The sequence below is a fragment of the Yoonia maritima genome (assembly GCF_002933395.1).
Lineage (GTDB): Bacteria > Pseudomonadota > Alphaproteobacteria > Rhodobacterales > Rhodobacteraceae > Yoonia > Yoonia maritima_A.
Genome location: NZ_PKFN01000015.1, coordinates 1 through 18346, shown reverse-complemented (window position 1 = coordinate 18346; position 18346 = coordinate 1). Strand labels below are relative to the sequence as shown.

At 51.8% G+C, this 18346-nt stretch carries 20 protein-coding genes; 9 read left to right on the top strand and 11 right to left on the bottom strand.

Annotated features, from left to right (window positions below; genetic code table 11):
* Positions 1 to 52: 52 nt before the first annotated feature.
* From CYQ09_RS17715 to CYQ09_RS17705, 3 genes are read right to left on the bottom strand one after another with little or no spacing between them, the layout of a single operon-like run.
* Complete coding sequence (locus tag CYQ09_RS17715) at positions 53 to 625, bottom strand: MotE family protein (RefSeq protein WP_106746727.1); 573 nt, start codon at positions 623 to 625, stop codon at positions 53 to 55.
* On the bottom strand, positions 625 to 984 hold the full coding sequence (locus tag CYQ09_RS17710; protein ID WP_106746726.1) for a hypothetical protein: 360 nt from the start codon (positions 982 to 984) through the stop codon (positions 625 to 627). The genes CYQ09_RS17715 and CYQ09_RS17710 overlap by 1 nt, the downstream gene beginning before the upstream one ends.
* Before the next feature lie 10 nt (positions 985 to 994).
* Positions 995 to 1468: a flagellar basal body-associated FliL family protein gene (locus CYQ09_RS17705; RefSeq protein WP_106746725.1), complete on the bottom strand. Its 474-nt coding sequence runs from the start codon at positions 1466 to 1468 to the stop codon at positions 995 to 997.
* A gap of 169 nt (positions 1469 to 1637) precedes the next feature.
* Between CYQ09_RS17705 and fliF the strand changes: the two genes are divergently transcribed.
* Genes fliF through fliP form a run of 4 tightly spaced genes read left to right on the top strand, consistent with a single transcriptional unit; the run spans position 1638 to position 4718 of the window.
* The gene (fliF, locus tag CYQ09_RS17700) at positions 1638 to 3149 is read left to right on the top strand and encodes a flagellar basal-body MS-ring/collar protein FliF (protein ID WP_430383365.1); all 1512 of its coding nucleotides are present in this window, start codon (positions 1638 to 1640) and stop codon (positions 3147 to 3149) included.
* Positions 3149 to 3709 carry a hypothetical protein gene (locus tag CYQ09_RS17695; protein ID WP_106746723.1) on the top strand — a complete coding sequence of 187 codons (561 nt, stop codon included), beginning with the start codon at positions 3149 to 3151 and terminating at the stop codon, positions 3707 to 3709. Before fliF ends, CYQ09_RS17695 begins: the two co-directional genes overlap by 1 nt.
* Positions 3702 to 3989 (top strand): FliM/FliN family flagellar motor switch protein, encoded by a 288-nt coding sequence (locus tag CYQ09_RS17690; RefSeq protein WP_106746722.1) that lies wholly within the window; start codon positions 3702 to 3704, stop codon positions 3987 to 3989. Before CYQ09_RS17695 ends, CYQ09_RS17690 begins: the two co-directional genes overlap by 8 nt.
* Positions 3990 to 4718 carry a flagellar type III secretion system pore protein FliP gene (gene fliP, locus CYQ09_RS17685; protein ID WP_106746721.1) on the top strand — a complete coding sequence of 243 codons (729 nt, stop codon included), beginning with the start codon at positions 3990 to 3992 and terminating at the stop codon, positions 4716 to 4718.
* A 268-nt stretch (positions 4719 to 4986) separates the two neighbouring features.
* On the opposite strand, the gene CYQ09_RS17680 is transcribed toward fliP, so the two are convergent.
* From CYQ09_RS17680 to CYQ09_RS17645, 8 genes are all read right to left on the bottom strand, one after another.
* Positions 4987 to 6093, bottom strand: a complete 1107-nt coding sequence (locus CYQ09_RS17680; protein WP_106746720.1) for a flagellar basal body P-ring protein FlgI — start codon at positions 6091 to 6093, stop codon at positions 4987 to 4989.
* On the bottom strand, positions 6093 to 7097 hold the full coding sequence (locus tag CYQ09_RS17675; protein ID WP_239495999.1) for a flagellin: 1005 nt from the start codon (positions 7095 to 7097) through the stop codon (positions 6093 to 6095). Before CYQ09_RS17675 ends, CYQ09_RS17680 begins: the two co-directional genes overlap by 1 nt.
* 2 nt (positions 7098 to 7099) lie before the next feature.
* Positions 7100 to 8548 (bottom strand): flagellar hook-associated protein FlgK, encoded by a 1449-nt coding sequence (flgK, locus tag CYQ09_RS17670; protein ID WP_106746719.1) that lies wholly within the window; start codon positions 8546 to 8548, stop codon positions 7100 to 7102.
* A 22-nt stretch (positions 8549 to 8570) separates the two neighbouring features.
* Positions 8571 to 9890 (bottom strand): flagellar hook protein FlgE, encoded by a 1320-nt coding sequence (locus tag CYQ09_RS17665; protein WP_106746718.1) that lies wholly within the window; start codon positions 9888 to 9890, stop codon positions 8571 to 8573.
* Between the two features lie 96 nt (positions 9891 to 9986).
* Positions 9987 to 10826, bottom strand: coding sequence for a flagellar motor protein MotB (locus CYQ09_RS17660; protein ID WP_106746717.1), 840 nt, complete (start codon positions 10824 to 10826; stop codon positions 9987 to 9989).
* A gap of 90 nt (positions 10827 to 10916) precedes the next feature.
* Complete coding sequence (locus tag CYQ09_RS17655; protein ID WP_106746716.1) at positions 10917 to 11324, bottom strand: hypothetical protein; 408 nt, start codon at positions 11322 to 11324, stop codon at positions 10917 to 10919.
* Positions 11325 to 11522: 198 nt separating this feature from the next.
* The gene (locus tag CYQ09_RS17650; RefSeq protein WP_204353990.1) at positions 11523 to 12572 is read right to left on the bottom strand and encodes a Gfo/Idh/MocA family protein; all 1050 of its coding nucleotides are present in this window, start codon (positions 12570 to 12572) and stop codon (positions 11523 to 11525) included.
* Positions 12569 to 13351, bottom strand: coding sequence for a ThuA domain-containing protein (locus CYQ09_RS17645; protein ID WP_106746715.1), 783 nt, complete (start codon positions 13349 to 13351; stop codon positions 12569 to 12571). The genes CYQ09_RS17650 and CYQ09_RS17645 overlap by 4 nt, the downstream gene beginning before the upstream one ends.
* 147 nt (positions 13352 to 13498) lie before the next feature.
* Here CYQ09_RS17645 and idi point away from each other — a divergent pair, with 147 nt between their 5' ends.
* The 5 genes from idi (at position 13499) to CYQ09_RS17620 (ending at position 18305) form a co-directional block, all read left to right on the top strand.
* Positions 13499 to 14038, top strand: coding sequence for an isopentenyl-diphosphate Delta-isomerase (gene idi, locus CYQ09_RS17640; protein ID WP_239495998.1), 540 nt, complete (start codon positions 13499 to 13501; stop codon positions 14036 to 14038).
* A 55-nt stretch (positions 14039 to 14093) separates the two neighbouring features.
* Positions 14094 to 14624, top strand: a complete 531-nt coding sequence (locus tag CYQ09_RS17635) for a gamma-glutamylcyclotransferase (RefSeq protein ID WP_106746714.1) — start codon at positions 14094 to 14096, stop codon at positions 14622 to 14624.
* Between the two features lie 153 nt (positions 14625 to 14777).
* The gene (locus CYQ09_RS17630) at positions 14778 to 15860 is read left to right on the top strand and encodes a biopolymer transporter ExbB (protein WP_106746811.1); all 1083 of its coding nucleotides are present in this window, start codon (positions 14778 to 14780) and stop codon (positions 15858 to 15860) included.
* A 3-nt stretch (positions 15861 to 15863) separates the two neighbouring features.
* On the top strand, positions 15864 to 17570 hold the full coding sequence (locus CYQ09_RS17625; RefSeq protein ID WP_106746713.1) for a peptidoglycan -binding protein: 1707 nt from the start codon (positions 15864 to 15866) through the stop codon (positions 17568 to 17570).
* 42 nt (positions 17571 to 17612) lie between these two features.
* Entirely contained in the window at positions 17613 to 18305 is a 693-nt protein-coding gene (locus CYQ09_RS17620) for a dimethylsulfonioproprionate lyase family protein (RefSeq protein ID WP_106746712.1), read from the top strand.
* Positions 18306 to 18346 lie beyond the last annotated feature (41 nt).

Here is an 18346-nt window from a genome sequence, read left to right as displayed (position 1 = left end):
GTCATTGGTTTCGAATCTGTTTTACAGCAGAGGTATTAACGATCAGTCAGCACTAATCGGTTGGTACGTTTGCATTCCGACCCGCAAGTACAACACTGAAAGAATAAGCAATTTCAGGTTCAAGTTCAGTCATAATCAAGGCCGCAACATCAGGTCGCATCATTCCTAGGAAACCTGCTGCGAATTGCGGTGCCATTTCACTGAATAGCGCCGCCGCTTCTTTGGGTTTCATGTTTTCATACACTGTTGTTAACCGCATCAAGTCCGTTTCCGACGCACCATCAGCAAGCGCGAGAGTCGCGCTCAACCTTTCCTCTGCGACGACCAAAGCCTGCAGCTTTTCCTCAATCTCAGCTTCTGCAGCATGAAGCGCTTGCATACGCTCCGTTATTTGCGAATCACGTTCATCCAATCGTATTTCGCGTGCTTGTAGCGCCGCCAAGAGGGTGCCCGTATCAGCGGCATTTGTCGCAACGGGGGCCTGTTCATCAACAGATGCAACTGTATTATCAGCCATCGCAGGGCCAGCAGCAGTTCCGATCCGAACAATGGCTGATGTAAGCAGAAGCCCAATAATGGCATTCGACGTCCAGCCCGTTGATCGGCGTTTCAATCGCGTGCTCATCAATTTATTCCGAGTGACTGAGAGCGACGCACAAACAACGCGCTACTGTTTTCTTGCGTGACCTCGGGTTCAGGTTTGGGCAAGTCATGCAAAGAGGCGACAAGTAACTCTAACTTTTGACCTGCGGCCTCAGCACGTGTGCTCACCGAATCTAGCGTTTCAACCGAAGACTTGGCTGTGGTTTGCGCGCGCGTAAGCGTCTTTGTAAGATCATCCACCCGCAAGGACAACGCGGCCACTGCACCGCCCACGCCCTTTTCTAGATCGGTAAATCTTCGCAAACGGCGGGACAGCACAAAGCAGTAAAACCCTGCTGCCAGGCTCCCCGCAATCATGAATATATCTGCAATCATCGTCATTTTCTGCCTCTCAACTTAATACGAATTCCATAATCAAAAGATCTCGAATTCGACCTTCACCAGCAACGACCTGCACCCGGCGCAACATTTGCGCACGTAACCGGACCAGCGCAGAAGGGTCTTCGAGATGCGCAATCTCAACCGCACGCAAATACCCGTTCAACACATCGATAATCCTTGGCTTGATCGCCTCAACGTCGGCCGCGTGCCCAGGGGTGACCTCTAGCTGCGCGGTGAAACGCAGATGTTCGCGCCCCTGTGCCCCTGGCAGCGAAATGATCAATGGATCAAGCGCAACGAATGCAACCGCCACCTGATCAGTGTCGTGAATTTCCTCGCTTACTGGCGCTGCGCTTTTGGCATGGTCAGTTGCCCCCTTTTGCACAGCAAAGAAACCGCCCCCCCCGCCGATCAGCGCAAGCACCAGTCCAATCACCAAAGGTGCCTTTGTTCCCTTCTTAGGAGCATCCGTTTCATCCGACATGACACAGCCCTTTTTGTCTCTTGATAAAACTTTTCATAAACCAAGAAGCCCTAACCGATTGTTAAGGCTCCTAGTCCAAACAAAGAACTTAGGCAGAATGCCATCGAAATGGAGAACAACATTGAAAAGCCTTAGCACCGTTTGGTCTACGCTTGATGCGCGTCGCAGAATGTACGTTTTTACGGCTACCGCCGCAGTATTCGCCGCAATTCTAACCCTCGCCAAGGGGGCCAGCACCGAGGACATGTCACTTTTATTTGGTGCTGTTGAAGGGCGCGCTGCGGGCGAAATTTTGACCGCACTTGACCAACGCGGTGTCGCGTATGAAGTCCGTGGAAACGCGATATATGTGCCAACAGTGATCCGTGATACGCTGCGGATGGGGTTAGCGAGCGACGGCTTACCCGCAAGTGGCAATCAAGGCTATGAAATACTTGATTCGCTTTCCGGATTTAGTACCACATCGCAAATGTTCGACGCTGCATACTGGCGCGCAAAGGAAGGCGAACTCGCACGCACAATATTAGCGAGCCCTCACATAAGGTCGGCACGGGTCCATTTGTCGACACCATCTTCACGGTCGTTTCAACGGGACCAAACGTCGACGGCCGCAGTAACGGTAACAACCATTGGCGGAACGCTATCGGGTCAGCATATCAAGGCCTTGCAATACCTCGTTGCCGCCGCGGTACCAACATTGGCACCCGAATCGGTCGCGGTCATCGATGATGATGGTGGACTTCTGTCCGATCCTGATGGAAATGCTATTGTCGCAAGTAGTGACGACCGCGCAGCTGCTTTGCGTCAACAAGCTGAGCGGCTGCTTGCAGCACGTGTCGGCCCAGGGAACGCCGTTGTTGAAGTGACAATGGATACCGTGACCGAAACGGAATCCATTACTGAACGGCGGCTAGATCCAGAAAGTCGCATCGCAATTAGCACGGATGTCACCGAAAGCTCTGGTGTATCGAATGACAGTCGCAGCGGCGATGTGACTGTTGCCTCCAATCTACCTGACGGCGACGCGAACGGCACGGGAGGTGCGTCAAGTAACGAAAATAGCGAAAGTAGAGTGCTAACAAATTATGAAATTTCGGAAACTGAGCGGCAACTTCTACGCGCGCCAGGTGCGATTAAGCGACTGACAGTCGCCGTCTTGGTGAACGAACAGACAACGGTATCGGAGTCTGGCGAAGCATCCCTCGCGCCGCGAACCGAAGCAGAGCTCGCATCACTTAAAGAGCTTGTTGCGTCAGCAGTCGGAATCGATGAAACGCGCGGCGATATTATCACGCTAAAATCTATGCCGTTTGAGCCGATCGCTTCGCTTGGGACGACGGTCAGCGCACCTGCTTCAGGCGTCCCGTTAGATACGATGCAACTCATTCAAATTGGGGTTCTTGCTGTTGTCGCTCTCATTTTAGGGCTTTTCGTCGTAAGACCGATCCTAGCACCTGTTCCACTTCTACCTGCGCCCGATGACGTAGATGAAAACAACAATCTTTCGGTGATGACTGCGGCGATTACCTCGGAACCGGCGAGCAACAATGCCGAAGTCATCGAAGACGCATCCGCAGACCCTGTCAAACGGCTTCGCCAGATGGTTTCTGACCGAGAAACTGAAACCATTCAAATTTTGCAAGAATGGATCGAAGAGCCAGCCCCGAAGGCGAGTACATAATGACACATGTGCTCTCTCTTGAATCGTTCGACGATAGTGAAACAGATCCTAAACGTCCCAATCCAGATTTCCAAAGCGGCTTCGAGCAGGGCTTCGACGTAGCAACTGAACGCGCGCGCGACGACGAAACCGCGCTGAAAGAACAACTTGTCCACGCGATCGCCGATATAGAATTCGGGTTTGAGGAAGCGCGCGCACAGCTACTACAGTCTTTCGGGCCACTCCTATCCGCAATCTCAAGCCAATTATTGCCGGCCATGGTAGCAGCAAGTTTTGGACCGGCACTAATCGATGCGGTGAAATTGGCTGTCGAAACCAGCACGTCAGGCGGCCCCACTCTTTTTGTGCACCCCATACAACGACGGGCGATAGAGCAACTTTGCGAAGATCAGAAGTTGACAATCCACATTAGTGACGATCGCACGCTATCCGTAAATTCAGCTTGGATCGACTGCACCGGGAAAGAGACATTTCTTGATGCCGATAGCCTCATTGCACAGATCAACGACACTCTTAGCGCCCTTACACATTCAGATAATAGGATCGACCGGCATGGATGAACCAGAACTCCGTTCAACAACAGACGGAAACCCACTTCGTCGCATCCCAATCGAAATACTCGTTTCGGTAGGGAAAGCACGCCCACTCGTGCGCGATTTGCTTGCTTTGGGTGAGAATGCGGTAATCCCGCTAGACAAACGTATCGAAGACCCCGTCGAACTTTTCATCGGTGATCGTCTCATCGCGAGAGGCGAACTGCAAGAGCTAGAAAACGGAGAGCCCGGCCAGCTCGCTGTACGGTTAACAGAGGTGATATCCGAGCCGGACGAGCTTAACTAAATGCGGAAAAACGTTTTTTATTTAGCGATTATTTTCGTGTTTATTACATCTCCTGCGCTTGCGCAGGAGATATCGATTTCCTTAGGCGATGATGGGTCGCTCGCAACCCGTTCCGTTCAACTCATTATCCTGATGACGGTTCTTAGCCTTGTGCCGGGTATCGCAATAATGGTGACCTGTTTTCCCTTCATTGTGACAGTATTCGCTATCTTGCGGCAGGCAATCGGGCTTCAGCAATCGCCACCCAATATGCTTATTGTGAGTCTGGCTCTATTTCTCACATATTTTGTTATGGAACCTGTATTTTTAGAATCTTGGAGTACTGGGATTGAACCATTAATGAGTGGGACGATAAAATTAGACGAAGCACTTCAAAATGCAATGCAACCATTACAGGTATTTATGGTCGCACGCGTCGAACCTGACACTTTCGCTTCGCTGGCGGACTTACGGCCCGACGTCGGAACCCAAACATTAATTTCCGATGCACCCTTGTCTGTATTAGTACCTTCGTTTTTGCTAAGTGAAATTGCGCGCGCGTTCCAGGTGGGTTTCCTGATTTTTTTACCCTTTCTAATCATTGACTTAGTTGTCGCTGCGGTCCTTATGTCGATGGGTATGATGATGGTCCCCCCGGCAATTGTTTCGCTGCCGTTCAAGCTCGCTTTTTTCGTCGTTGCCGATGGGTGGGGCCTCATCGCATCAAGTTTGGTCCGAAGTTACAATTAACGGCGACTAATCTCGGGAACATCCAAGACCTAGTACTTCCTATCTCTGGAGGGGATAGGCCATTACTGCATTTCGACGATCTACGCCTTATAAGCTAACTTTAGAAGTCCTAGGTACGCTTTAGGCGTCACCGCACCGAAGTCTTAGAATAAAGGGTTGCGAGTAAGTCTAAAGGGAACTTGGGAGCCAAGCATGTCGTCCTTTTCATCACCGACACCGCTAGACTTCACCAGTAGTTTGACGGCTAGCCCATTCACCCATTTTACCGCTAGCGGACAATGAATTCCGCGTGCAAAGCTCCGCTGGCTTTGATGCTTTTCAAGATATCGATCATATCGCGCGGTGCCACGCCTAATGCATTTAGCCCCGCTACAACTTCACTTAACGACGTTCCCTCGTCTACTTCGGCCAAACCAATACCAGGCTCATCAATAATTTCAGCATTCGTGCGCGGCACGACAACTGTTTCGCCCGGCGAAAATGGGTTGGGCTGCGAAACGAGCGGTGCTTCTTGTATCCTCAACGTCAGATTCCCTTGGCTAACAGCAACGCGACTAATTCGAACATCATCACCCATGACAATCGTTCCAGATCGTTGATCTACAACAACCCGGGCGCGCCTCTCGGGTTCAACCATTATGTTTTCGATACGACCTAGCGCGTGGGCAGGCGAGGTCATTCGTGTTGCTTCAATATCAAGTTCTACGGTGCCGGCGTCTAACATAACGGCTACACCACGCCCAAAATTTGAATTAATTGCTAATTCAATACGGCTAGCGGTTGTAAAATCAGGGGTGCGAAGCGCCAATCGCAAGGTTGTCATGCCAGCAAAATCAAATGCCACTTCTCGTTCTATGGTCGCTCCAGAAGGAATTGCCCCTGCTGTTGGTACCCCTTGAACAACGGACGCACCATCACCTGCCGCCGATGCGCCCCCTGCAATGATTGTCCCTTGGGCGACAGCGTATATGTCCCCATCAGCCGCGTTCAACGGCGTCATAATAAGGGTCCCGCCCAACAAACTTTTGGCATCGCCAATAGCCGATACAGTAACATCTATGGGACTACCTGCGCGAGCAAAGGGCGGTAGACTAGCAGTGACCAGAACCGCAGCTACGTTCTTGGGGCGAAACTGTTCTCCGGTAACATTCACACCTAGGCGTTCAAGAATGTTACTAAGCATTTCTTCGGTGAATGGCGCGTTACGGAGACCATCACCCGTCCCGTTCAATCCCACGACAAGGCCATATCCCACTAAATCATTGGATCGCACACCATCGAACTCGACAAGATCTTTGATTCGAATGGGTGATGCCTGCGCTGAACATGCAACAAGCAAACCTGCACAAAACAATAAAATTTTGAGTATATTCATCAGAGATAGCTCAGCAGAGATAGCTGCGACATCCGAGCAGTCACCGCATAATGTGTTTCAAGCTGCAATTGTACCGCCTGCAAACGTGAGGCCGTATCAAACGGATCCGCAGAAACGAGATCATTTTTTGTAATTTCAAGCGCCGTCGATTGCGCGGACATCTCGGTTAATTCACGCGTAATACTACCCTCCAAAGAACCGACTCGCGCCTGAACATTAACGAGTTCACCTGAAGCCGAAAACAGCCCCATTCCTGCCTCTTGTAGCAACCCCGAACGTGTGCCTAAGTCCAATGCTGGCATTTCATCGACGATTGCGGCCAGCGCGGCGAATTTCAATGCGGAGCGGATCGCGATGTCGTCAGCCCGTGCATCAACTGAAATGGTGGTATCACCTGAAATACGCTTTTGAACTGCTGCCCCTGTGTCTCCTTGGTAGCCCATCGTTGCAAACCCCCCAGCTGGGTCATCAAACCAAGTCTCAATAGCCGCTGAAATTGCGGCCTGCGAAGTGGCCCCGCCAATCGCCGTAACTATATCGGTAAGCATATCGTCAGCACGAGCAAGCGGAGCGTTTTCAACCTCCGCCCCGCCAAATAACGCCCGATCACCGACACGCGTATTCAGTAAATTGACCATAGTGTCGAAAGTTGATCTCGACGTGCGCGCTGCTTCGGTTACTTGCCCCTCTGACGCGTTGCTATTAACTAGTAAAAGCTGACTACTTGTTTCTTCAGAAATCTTGTCGACCTGCCCCAAGACCACCTGCATATTGGCTAAGGAGTTTTCAATTTCGCCACCCGACGTGATGTAAAAATCCAAGCGAGACAGCGTATGATTAATACCAGAAAGCTGTGCCGTTTCGCCATTTAGATGCCGCACAATATCCGTGACTAGCCCGGAAGACATGCTTTCAGCGAGTTCTGACAATTCGCGTTTTATCGACGACCCGTTACGCATCGTACTATACTGTTGCGCCATATCGCCGACAGAATTTATTGGCATGCTTAGATCTCCATAAGTCGTTGCATCATAAAATCCGCGGCTTCGAGCACTTTGGCATTGGCGGCATATGCCTGTTCGACACGCATTAACGTTTGCAATTCAATATCCGTGTCGACCCCATTTGCGAGCTCTGCCTCTCGCAATGTATCCCAGCGCGCCGCGGTGAAGCTTAGCTGTTCTTCTGCGCTCAAACGTACGGAACCAACCTCGGCGGTAAAATTCGCAACGCGGCCTATCGCAGACAGGCTCACCCCTCCCGGGACATCCGCGCGAGCGATATCAAGTGCATCAAGCCAACTGTTCAATTGCGCCGCATTGCCTGACGGACCGGCCGTCACAGAGTTGATACCATCGCGCAACAAGCGAAGATTCCCCCCCTTGTTTGGATCCACCAAAGCGTTGACAGATATCCGCCCCGCCAATCCCGGAATATCTCCAAGATCAAGCGCCCCACCTTCGTCCGTCAACAAACCAATGTCGCCGGCCGTTAGTGTAGGGTCAGTCGATGGATCCTCGAAACGGGCGATCAAATCTACGGCAATTTCGTCGAGTGATTGCTGAACTGCGACCAAAGTATCGTCGCGCATCGTAAAGGCAGCCCCAAGCGATCCACCATCTAACCGACCAATACCGCTACCTGAATCGATAGGTGCGCCATTCAGCATGATCCCACCAAGCGCACCAGATGAAAATGTCATGTCCGCAGTAATGGTTGGCGTCGCCGAAAAATCGAATTCAACAGCCTGTCCATCTAATAGAGTTGCACCCGTCGTTGTGATGAGACCAATTGTACCGTTGTCACGGTCGATCTGACGGACAGGAACAATTGCGGATACTTCATCAACAGCAACCTGTCTCGCATCAAGCAAGGCAGACACATCATTCCCACTGCCCTGCATACGCAAAATATCTTTGTTCAAGTCCTCGACCTGCTTAAGAGCCATATTCAAACTTTGAACATCATTCGCAATCGCCTGATCTGCATCTTGGCGAAGTGTCTGTACATCACGCGTGTTGCTTTTCAGGGTCTCAGCAACTCCTTCCAGACTGTTGAAAACATCGACTAACCGTGTTTCAGACGCGGGGTCAGTGGCGGCACTAATCAATGCATTTTCGAACGCGGCTAGTTTCGCAGAAAGTCCATTTTCGTCGCCGATGCCCCCGATGCTTTGCTCAAGGCGTGTCAGCGTGTTTACCGTGTCTTGCTGTCCGGTCAGCGCAGCGTCAGCCAATCTACGGTCTGCTAATATACCAGCGTCAACAAAGCGGTTAATGCTGACAACTTGTACGCCACCACCAACATTGCCCACCTGGACCGACGATAGCTCAACCGCACGTTTCCCATACCCGTCTGTCAATGCGTTTGACAAATTGGATGAAACGACTTCTGCCATACGTGACGTCGAAGTCAGTCCAGAAATCGCATTGTTAAGTGCGCTTGTTAAGCTCATCTTCTGTCACTCCACTATGCGATTAGCGTTTAATATTCGTGGTTTCTTGCAGCATCTCGTCGACGGTCTGGATAACCTTGGCGTTCGATGAATAGGCACGTTGTGTTTGAATCAGTTCGGTCAATTCACCTGCTACGTCAGTCGCCGACTCTTCGCGAGCATAGCTTGCGATATCGCCAGTTGGCCCGTCACCTGCATCCCACAAAAAGAATGACCCACTATCGGGAGTCACCCGATAACTTTGCTGATCTAACGCTTCCAAACCGTTCATGTTCGGGACATCAACCAATGGGATTTGATAGAGGACACGGTTGGTTCCGGTATCAAAACTTGCGCGGACATAGCCGCTTTCGTCAACTTCAACAGAAATCATGTTACCAACGGGACTGCCATCCTTTGTCACGGATACGGGCGCAAACGCGTCAGACAGTTGTGTCAAACCAGCAGAGCTTCCGAGTTCGCCAATGTTGATCTCTAAGGGGCCGCCATCGACATTGACCACCAATGCACCTGTTGCGGGATCATACGCGCCACCGGGCCCCACGTCTGTGACACTTGCCATTGTACCACCATCGCCTCGGCTATCGTCGAATGTCAAAACATACACGCCAACCACATCGGGGTTTCCATCAGCATCAAGGTCTGATTCGCTGTCACGAATTTCCATCGTCCATTCGTTTGATGCACCTGTTGCAGGCACGGTCGGAGTGAACGAAAAGCTCAACGTTGATGACGCGCCAAGGTTATCAAAGTATTCGACGGACAGCGTTTCAACATCCCCATCAGAACCTTCTCTGGCAGAGGTTGCAGGCAGGTTCACGGCCATTTCGACGGTTGTTGTTGGTTCGCCAACAAACTGATTTGCGTTAATTTTAATAGGTTCAAGCGCATCAGCAGAATCGCGTGGATAGGTTGGAATTGTCCCATCCGCAGATGCAGGAATCCCCATGAGCACAAGCCCACCAGTTGTTTGAAGATAACCTTCGGCATCGGTCCGAAACGAACCGGTGCTTGTTAACATCAATGGATTGTCTTCACCTGCCGCAACTGAGGCTTCCGAAGTCACAGGAAGCATTCCCCGCCCCCGCACCGCCAAATCGGTCGAGTTCGACGTCGACACGAGCGCACCGCGTTCGTCAATCAAACGTGTCGTCGAAACCCGAACCCCACCGGCAGAATAGCTTCCCTGTCCGCTTTCGATGACCATCGAATGAAAATCCGTGACCGCACGTTTATATCCGTGAGTTGAGGAGTTTGAGATATTGTCAGAAATCGTCGCCAGGCGCGATGCATTTGCTGCGAGCCCTGCAACGCTCGCGTTCAATGAAGAGGAAATGGTCATAGCTGAGCCTTTCTGCGTCGAAGATCATTTGTCCCCTCATGCCTAACCGCCCAGAATTAACGTCAGCCTAACGGATAAAATTCAACTTACTTCCGGCTATCGATCGGACCGTAGCAAGACCACTTCTACACGGTTATTCCGTGCAGCTGTCGGATCAGGGACAGCCGGATTACGATCACCTGCACCAGTCAGCCGCGTGATCCGGCGTGGATCTAGCCCCCCCGCCTCAAGCATCAGGCGCATCTGAGCGGCGCGTCCGGTGGAAAGTTCCCATATCGGATTATCAACCGCGAGAACCGTCTTTGCCCGTAAATGCCCCCGAACGACGACTGGATTACTTACCACTTGAAATAAGCGCGCAAGCATTGCGGCAATTTCAGCTGTCACCGGATGCGGCGTTGTCGTTGCATCGACGAATAGCGCCGCATCGGGTAGATCAAATATTTCGATAACCAGCCCTTCATCAGTGAGGCGCGTCACGATATGGCGCAACGCCTGATCTGACAGCATGCTTTCGCCACTGCGCCCCATCAATACCTCTTCGATATCGCGCAGTGCTGCCACCTGAGCGGCAACTGCGGCAGCTTCACCTTGATCGGCGTCATCGACACGCACAGGATTCGCGCCAATAGACGGTTGACTAATCCCCGTACCATTCATCGCAAGGACGTCTTCCGAGAAGATACTGTCGCCTCCAAATGCGCCAGAACCGCCACCGGAAATACGATTGATCGGGATCGTTGGAGAAAAGTAATCCGCGATACCTTTGCGCTGTTTTTCCGTTGTCGCATTCAGCAACCACATCAGCATAAAGAACGCCATCATCGCTGTGACAAAATCTGCGTATGCAACCTTCCAAGCACCACCATGATGACCGTCACCAGACACCACTTTTTTTCGTTTAATAATTATTGGCGCAGCTTTTTCGACACCCATCTTACCACCTCGTTATTCACCCAAGAAAAGAGGTAGACGCGAAGCAATGAACGCATGATTAATGTTAAAATTAGCTAAAAATATGCTTTATTAAACGTCATGGTGTCCCTGCGTTTGTACATGTTCTTCGTTGATCAACAAAGGTTTGCTCAAATGATCACGCAATTCGGCCTTTGCATCCTCAAGCGCGTCACGGGACGCTAAAAATGCACGGGTCAAGGCAACGAACGGCACGCCGAACTCTGCCCGTTCATCGCAAGCGCGCAAGTCTTCTTCGATGGCATAAAGATCACATCTTGCCTCGTAGAGGTGCAACCGCATCCGATGAAGTTCAACGTCATCTGGTAAAACACGATGCGCAAGCCGATCTAAAAGATTTTTCTGGCGCACAGCGGCACCGTTTGTGCATTCGCCCGCGCCGTTGTCTATCTGCAACTGCAACAAGGCAATACGGTCAATCAAGTCAGCAGCAGCCAGCGGTACAAGGATTTCATTCATTTCAAACCTTCCAATCCGTATCGACACAGCGCACGGATAACCGCGATCTGTATAGGCATTGCAAATAAGCCCTACCGCAAAAGTATTTCTGAAATGTTTGCGCTTATCCGCACCGCGCACGGCAAGGGCGAAATTCCATAATAGAATTCAACCTTAGTTGCGGATAAAAGTCAAAATTAGCACCGTACGGTGCTAATCTTATAAGACTTGATCGCGTGATCCGTCTGTGTCTGACTTAACGGCCATGTCTAAAACACGCTGTAATGCAGCCCCGCGTGCAAAGTCAGGGTTGATCACCGAATTCGCACGAACAGCATCAATAAAGCGGGTATAGTTCGTCGGAATGGTGTCCGGTGCAATGTCTGTCCAAGCCCCTGTCATCATATCGCCACCGATGCACGACCTTAGCGTGCTGATTTCATTTTCGAAACGCACCTCAAGCCCGCCTTCGGTCCCGAATAAGCGAAGGCAAAGATCGTTGATATGACCGCTTGCGAAACGACTGGCATGAATGACGCCCACCGCGCCATTTTCAAGCTCGAGCTGCATCGTCATGCTATCGTTTGCATCCAGCGGGTAGATACCAATTTGATCATTTTCCGCTTTGTGAAACGTTTTCAAACGGCAAGAAACGCGCGCGGTATCAGACCCAGCTGCAAAGGTTGCATAATCCAGAATATGGACGCCTACATCGCCTAAAACGCCCATTGATCCATGTGCAGTCGATAAGCGCCACAGCCATTGATCTTCGGTCCGCCAGTCGCCCCATGTTGGCTGGGTAAGCCAACTTTGCAGATAGGATGCCTCAAAATGGCGCACGTCACCAATCTTGCCAGCCGCAACCATCTCCGCTGCCTGCATCAGCGCGGGAACGTTGCGATAAGTCAAGTTGACCATATTCACGACGCCCGCGGCCCTTGCAGCAGAAGCCATTTCGGCCGCATCTTCATAGTTTGCCGCAAGCGGTTTTTCACATAAAACGTGTTTACCCGCTGCGAGGAACGGCAGTGTTGTGCGATGGTGTATTGCATCAGGGGTTACGTTAGATACTGCGTCAAATTCCCCCCAATCAAGCGCATCTTGCACCTGATCAAACGCGTGGGTGATGCCGTGTTTGGCGTTAAATTCGTGTAAGTTAGCTGCATTAGGATCGACACCAGCAACAACCTGCACATCTTCCATCGCGGCATAGGCCTCGGCGTGTTGGTTTGCCATTCCACCGGTGCCTACGATCAAAACGCGGATCATCGGAAACCTTCCTCTCCGTCTTGGTGCAGACGTGCGCCGCGTTCCTCGATCGGTTCAAGTGCCTGATCGACAGGAACGTTTGGCGCGTCATTCACGCCTGCAACACGGGGGGCTGGGTTATAGGCCCAGCGCACTGCATTTTGCAAAACACGCTGCACGTTCGCATCGTGATATGTCGGATATGTTTCGTGACCGGGACGAAAGTAAAACACGTTCCCTGCGCCGCGTTTATAGGTAAGCCCGGAACGGAACACTTCACCACCTTGGAACCAACTGATGAACACCGTCTCGAGCGGCTCTGGAACGCCAAAGGGTTCGCCGTACATTTCTTCGTTTTCAAGCTCAAAGTGGTCAGGCAAACCCGCCGCAATCGGATGATTACGCGATGTTACCCAAATCCGCTCACGTTCTCCGGCCTCTCGCCAAGTCAGATTACAGGGCGTTCCCATGAGCCGTTTAAAGATTTTCGCGAAATGGGCCGAATGTAATAAAATAAGACCCATTCCCGCATTCACGTGGTCTGCAACGCGTTCAACAACCTCATCAGATACATCGCCATGCGCCGCGTGTCCCCACCATAGCAAGACATCGGTTTCGGCTAACCTTGCTTCGGTCAGCCCATGTTCAGCATCTTGTAGCGTCGCGGTGGTGGCTATCACCCCATCACCGCTAATCGCAGCTGCAATCGCACTGTGCATACCGTCAGGATAAATATCAGACACAACTTTATTAGTTTGCTCATGGACATTTTCGCCCCATACAACCGCACGAATTGTCATTTCACTACTCCCTCTCAAAGCGCTTTGAGAGAACGTTGCGCCAGAGTTTTTCGAAACGCAAGTCGCGATCCAACGTGGGGCATTGTGTCGGGGTGTAATCCAAAGGGTTCATGGCTATATGTGCCGCGAACAAACTAGGCCTGACCAATGCCACAACAGATGATTCCCGCATGGGTTTACGGGACATTGACCCCCGTCGAGAAATTAGAAGTCCATGAAAAGGGCTTAAAGCACAAGGCCGTGAGCGTCTTTGTGATGAACCGTGGGCGGGTGTTGATCCAGCAGCGCGCGCTGGAGAAATATCATACGCCGGGTCTATGGGCGAACACTTGCTGTACCCATCCAGAGTGGAACGAGGCCGACAGCGATTGTGCCATGCGCAGACTGGAGCAAGAACTCGGGATCACAGGGCTATACCCCAGCCACCGCGATCAGATTGAATACCGCGCGGATGTGGGCAACGGGCTTATCGAACACGAGGTCGTCGAGGTATTCGTCGCCGAGGCACCCGATGGCCTAGCATTCACACCAAACCCCGATGAAGTCATGGCAACACGCTGGGTCGATTTCTATGATCTGTCTGCGGATGTGGCGCGGCACCCTGAAAACTATACCCCATGGCTAAAGATTTACCTACAAGACCATGCCACGGCGATCTTTGGCGATTTAGGGAGCAGCCCGCGCTAGGTCTTTTCGTCAGGGCCATTCCAGTGTTTATGGTTGTTAGGAAAAGGAAAGTATCATGTCGCTTTGGGTTTTCGGATATGGGTCACTGCTATGGAACCCCGGCTTTGCCCCCGCAAAAGCGGTCAAAGCCTGCCTGCACGACTACCACCGCAGTTTCTGCATGCTCTCGATCCATCATCGCGGATCAGAGAACGAACCTGGTCTCGTTCTGGCACTTGACGCGGTGCCCGGTGGCCGATGCACTGGTATGGCGTTTCAGGTTGCCCCTACGGAAGAAGACAAAGTGCTTGGTGAACTGCGCGAACGTGAACTCATTTCGTCCGCCTATGTCGAAAAACATGTCGATCTAAAAACTGACGACAATGGCACGATTCGTGCGCTCGCCTATGTCATCGACCCTAACCATGTTCAGTACTGCCAATTCGACCTTGAACGACAGGCGCAGATGATCGCGACAGCCATCGGCGGTCGTGGGCCGAACACGGAATACCTGTTCAATACGGCGGCTCATCTGACGCAACTTGGTATCCGTGACGCCGATATGACGTGGCTGGTTGACCGCGTGCGTGCCTTGACTGCAACATAAATTCATCGCCATTATTATTTTATGCATGGCAAGCAGCCGTTAATGGTATGAGCCAATAGAATAATTCAGGAATAAGGACTCCCTTCTGTGTCTGACAAACGGGAAGCCAAAGCGCAGCCAAAATTTTCGCAGCCAATTCGGCAAATCATTTTCATGCTGGTCGTTCTGGGACTGGTCGGAACCGGTTTCTACATTGGGCTGAACCAGATCGTATCGATCTATAAATCCAACCCATATTTAAATGGGGTGATCCTTGCTGTCTTTGGGCTGGGGGTGTTGTCCTGCATCAATCAGGTTTTCTTATTGATGAAGTCGGTTCGTTGGATCGAACATTTTGCCAAAGAAACGGGCGGTCACAACTTTACCAAGGCGCCTTCACTGCTTGCGCCCTTGGCCACATTGCTACGGTCACGTGGCGCACGCACCCAAGTTTCATCGAGTTCAGGCCGATCAATTCTTGATTCTGTCGCGCAGCGGATCGACGAAGACCGTGAAATCACACGTTATATCGGCAATGTTCTTATCTTCCTTGGGCTCTTGGGGACATTTTACGGCTTAGCAACGACTGTTCCTGCATTGGTCGATACCATTCGTTCCCTAAACCCAGCCGAAGGCGAAAGCGGTGCAGATGTGTTTGGTCGGTTACAGACCGGTCTTGAAAGCCAGCTTGGCGGTATGGGCACTGCGTTCTCTAGTTCATTGATGGGCCTTGCTGGGTCGCTGATCGTTGGTTTGTTGGAACTGTTTGCTGGCCACGGTCAAAACCGTTTCTACCGCGAGCTCGAAGAATGGCTATCCACCATTACACGTGTCGGAATCGACGGTGAAGAAGGTGGCACAACCGATCTGGGGGCGATGGATTCTTTTGTCGATCAGCTTGGTGAACTGATGGACACAATGCAGGTCATGATTGGCCAAAATGAAACCGAACGCGAAACAACAGATACCCGTTTTGCCAGTCTTGCAGCCGCTCTTGAGCAATTGGCCCACACCACCAAGACAAATGATAACAACGCGCTTCTCACTCGGGTTGCTGACGGCCAAGACCGGTTGATCAAAAAACTAGATGACAGCGGCATGGAAGGGATCGATGCCGAAAGCCGTATGCGTCTACGGTCAATTGATGTGCAGTTGCTGCGGATTTTGGAAGAAATGTCTGCCGGACGACAAGAAAGCATTGGCGACTTGCGCGCCGACTTGGCCACATTGGCGAACGCAATCAAGGACAGAGGTTGATCCATGGCGCTAAGCCGCAGATCATCGAACCGTTTCCAAAACGCTATCTGGCCCGGCTTTGTCGATGCTATGACGGGTCTTTTGCTCGTCTTAATGTTCGTTCTTACCATTTTCATGGTGATCCAATTTGTACTGCAGGAAACCATTACCGGGCAGGAAAGCGAACTAAACACGCTTCACGATGAGGTTGCCGCGCTCGCAAGCACCCTTGGGCTTGAACGCAGCCGCAATGATACGCTGACTGCGAATCTTGACGCCGCGAACGCCGAAGCCACACGACAAGCAAACCGTATTGCATCGCTAATTGCTGACCGAGAAGCGCAAGAGCAAGCTCTGGCGCAGGCCCAAACAGAAATCACACAGTTCGAGGCACAAGTGGCCGGGTTACTTTCAGACATGAATGCCGCCCGCAATAACGTGGCCAGTTTGGAAGCTGAAAAATCGCAATTACTTGCTGATCAAGCATCGCTCATATCGCAGCAGGACGCGCTGAATCTTGCACTTGCACAAGCGCGCAGTGAAATTGACGCCAACACAGAAGAAGCCCGCCTATCAGCTGCCCGTCGCGAAGCGCTTGAAGCGATGGTCGCAGATCTTGAAACACAAGCGACAGACAAAAACGCACAGCTATCAGCATTGGAAACAGCACAAATCGCTGATGCGGCCGCGGCCGAAGCATTGCGCGAACGTCTTGCCAATGCAGATACAGAACTGACCGCGATGACCCTGAACCTTGAACAGCAACGTCGCGATGCCGAAGAAACCCTAACGCTTTTGGCTGCGGCGCGGGCTGCACAAGCAGAACTCGACGCGATTAAAAATTCGCTTTCAAGTGAAAATGACGCCTTGAGTATCCAACTCGCCGAAGCCCGCGCTGCGCTCGCGCAAATGCAGGGTGATCAGTCGAACCAAGTAACGGAAGCCGCACGACAAGCGCAGTTACTTGCGATGGCAAACGAAGCCCTGCAAGCTGAAGAAGCCGTATCTGCAGAAAGCCAACGGCAGGTTGCACTGCTTAACGAACAGATCGCAGAAATGCGTCGCCAAGTTTCAAATTTGCAAGGTTTGCTAAACTTGGCAGAAGACTCTGATCGCGAGGCGCAGGTTCAGATTGAAACACTGGGGTCCCAGCTTAATACCGCGCTTGCTCGCGTCGCATCCGAAGAACGTCAGCGCCGCGCGCTCGAGGAAGCAGAGCGCATTCGCCTAGAAGCCGAAGCCGAACGCCTGCGGGCGGAAACCCAAAACCTTGAACAATTCAAATCCGACTTCTTTGGCGAACTGCGCAAAATCTTAGAGGGCCAAGATCGCGTTAGGATAGAAGGCGACCGCTTTGTGTTTTCATCAGAGGTTCTGTTTGAACCGGGCAGCGCACGGCTTTCACCACTTGGCGAAGCGGAAATTGCAAATATAGCCGATATTTTGCGCAGTATTTCCGATGATATCCCGTCAGGGATCGACTGGGTGATCCGCGTTGACGGCCATACTGACAACATTCCTGTATCAGGCGGCGGGCGTTACAGTGACAACTGGGAACTGAGCCAAGCGCGGGCTCTTTCGGTGGTGCGTTTCATGTCCGAAGAACTGGGTATTGATCCGCGGCGCCTCGCTGCGAATGGCTTCGGGGAATTCCAACCGCTGAACCCAGCAAACACACCAGAAGCACGCGCGCAAAACCGGCGAATCGAACTAAAGCTGACCGAGCGTTAGAAATCCTTGCGAGAATGCCAAACTTTGTGCTTGGCTTCTAAAATGACCCAAGTACCTTCTTTTACAGATCGCATTCAAACACCAAGGCTAATGGACTGCCCGAATTGGGTGTACCTTCTACGAGAGATCGATTCCTTGTACCGGTTCTGGTCAGATGGCGGCAGCATCCCGATCCGAAGCCATCGCAAACGTGTGCGCGACCGGCTGTCTGCGACAATCGCAAAAAATCCTCATCTCATTGACCGAACTGACAGCCAAAAGCCTGTAACAGCGCATTTTCCGCGTGCGTTAGATCTGGGCGAACGGGCTGCGATGCAAGGGATGGCACGCGCCCTGCGCGAAGTAAAAGATAGCCTGACATGGGAATACGGGTACGAAAAAGTATCAAAATCGCTGGGGCAAAAATACGCATATTGCGAGATTTTAGGCCCACGCGGCCCGGTCCAATGCGATACGTTGATTCTGGGTTTCGTTTTATTCGCGCCGAACACGAACTATCCGCAACATAGCCACCAAGACATTGAAGAAAGCTATGTTTCAATTTCCGGCGCATGGTCTGAAAACAACACAGCGGTTTATGCGCCCGGATCACTAATTTTTAATCGACCTGGGGACGAACACCGCATCACGACGGGAGACCGCGATCCTTGTCTTCTTGCTTATGCGTGGGTGGGTCCCAGTGAGCGCCTTGCAGAACCGCAGATGAGGCTAAGCACGTTACGAAAGCCCAAATGATGGCTGGGAAAACGAAAAATGCCCGCCGTTAACGGCGGGCA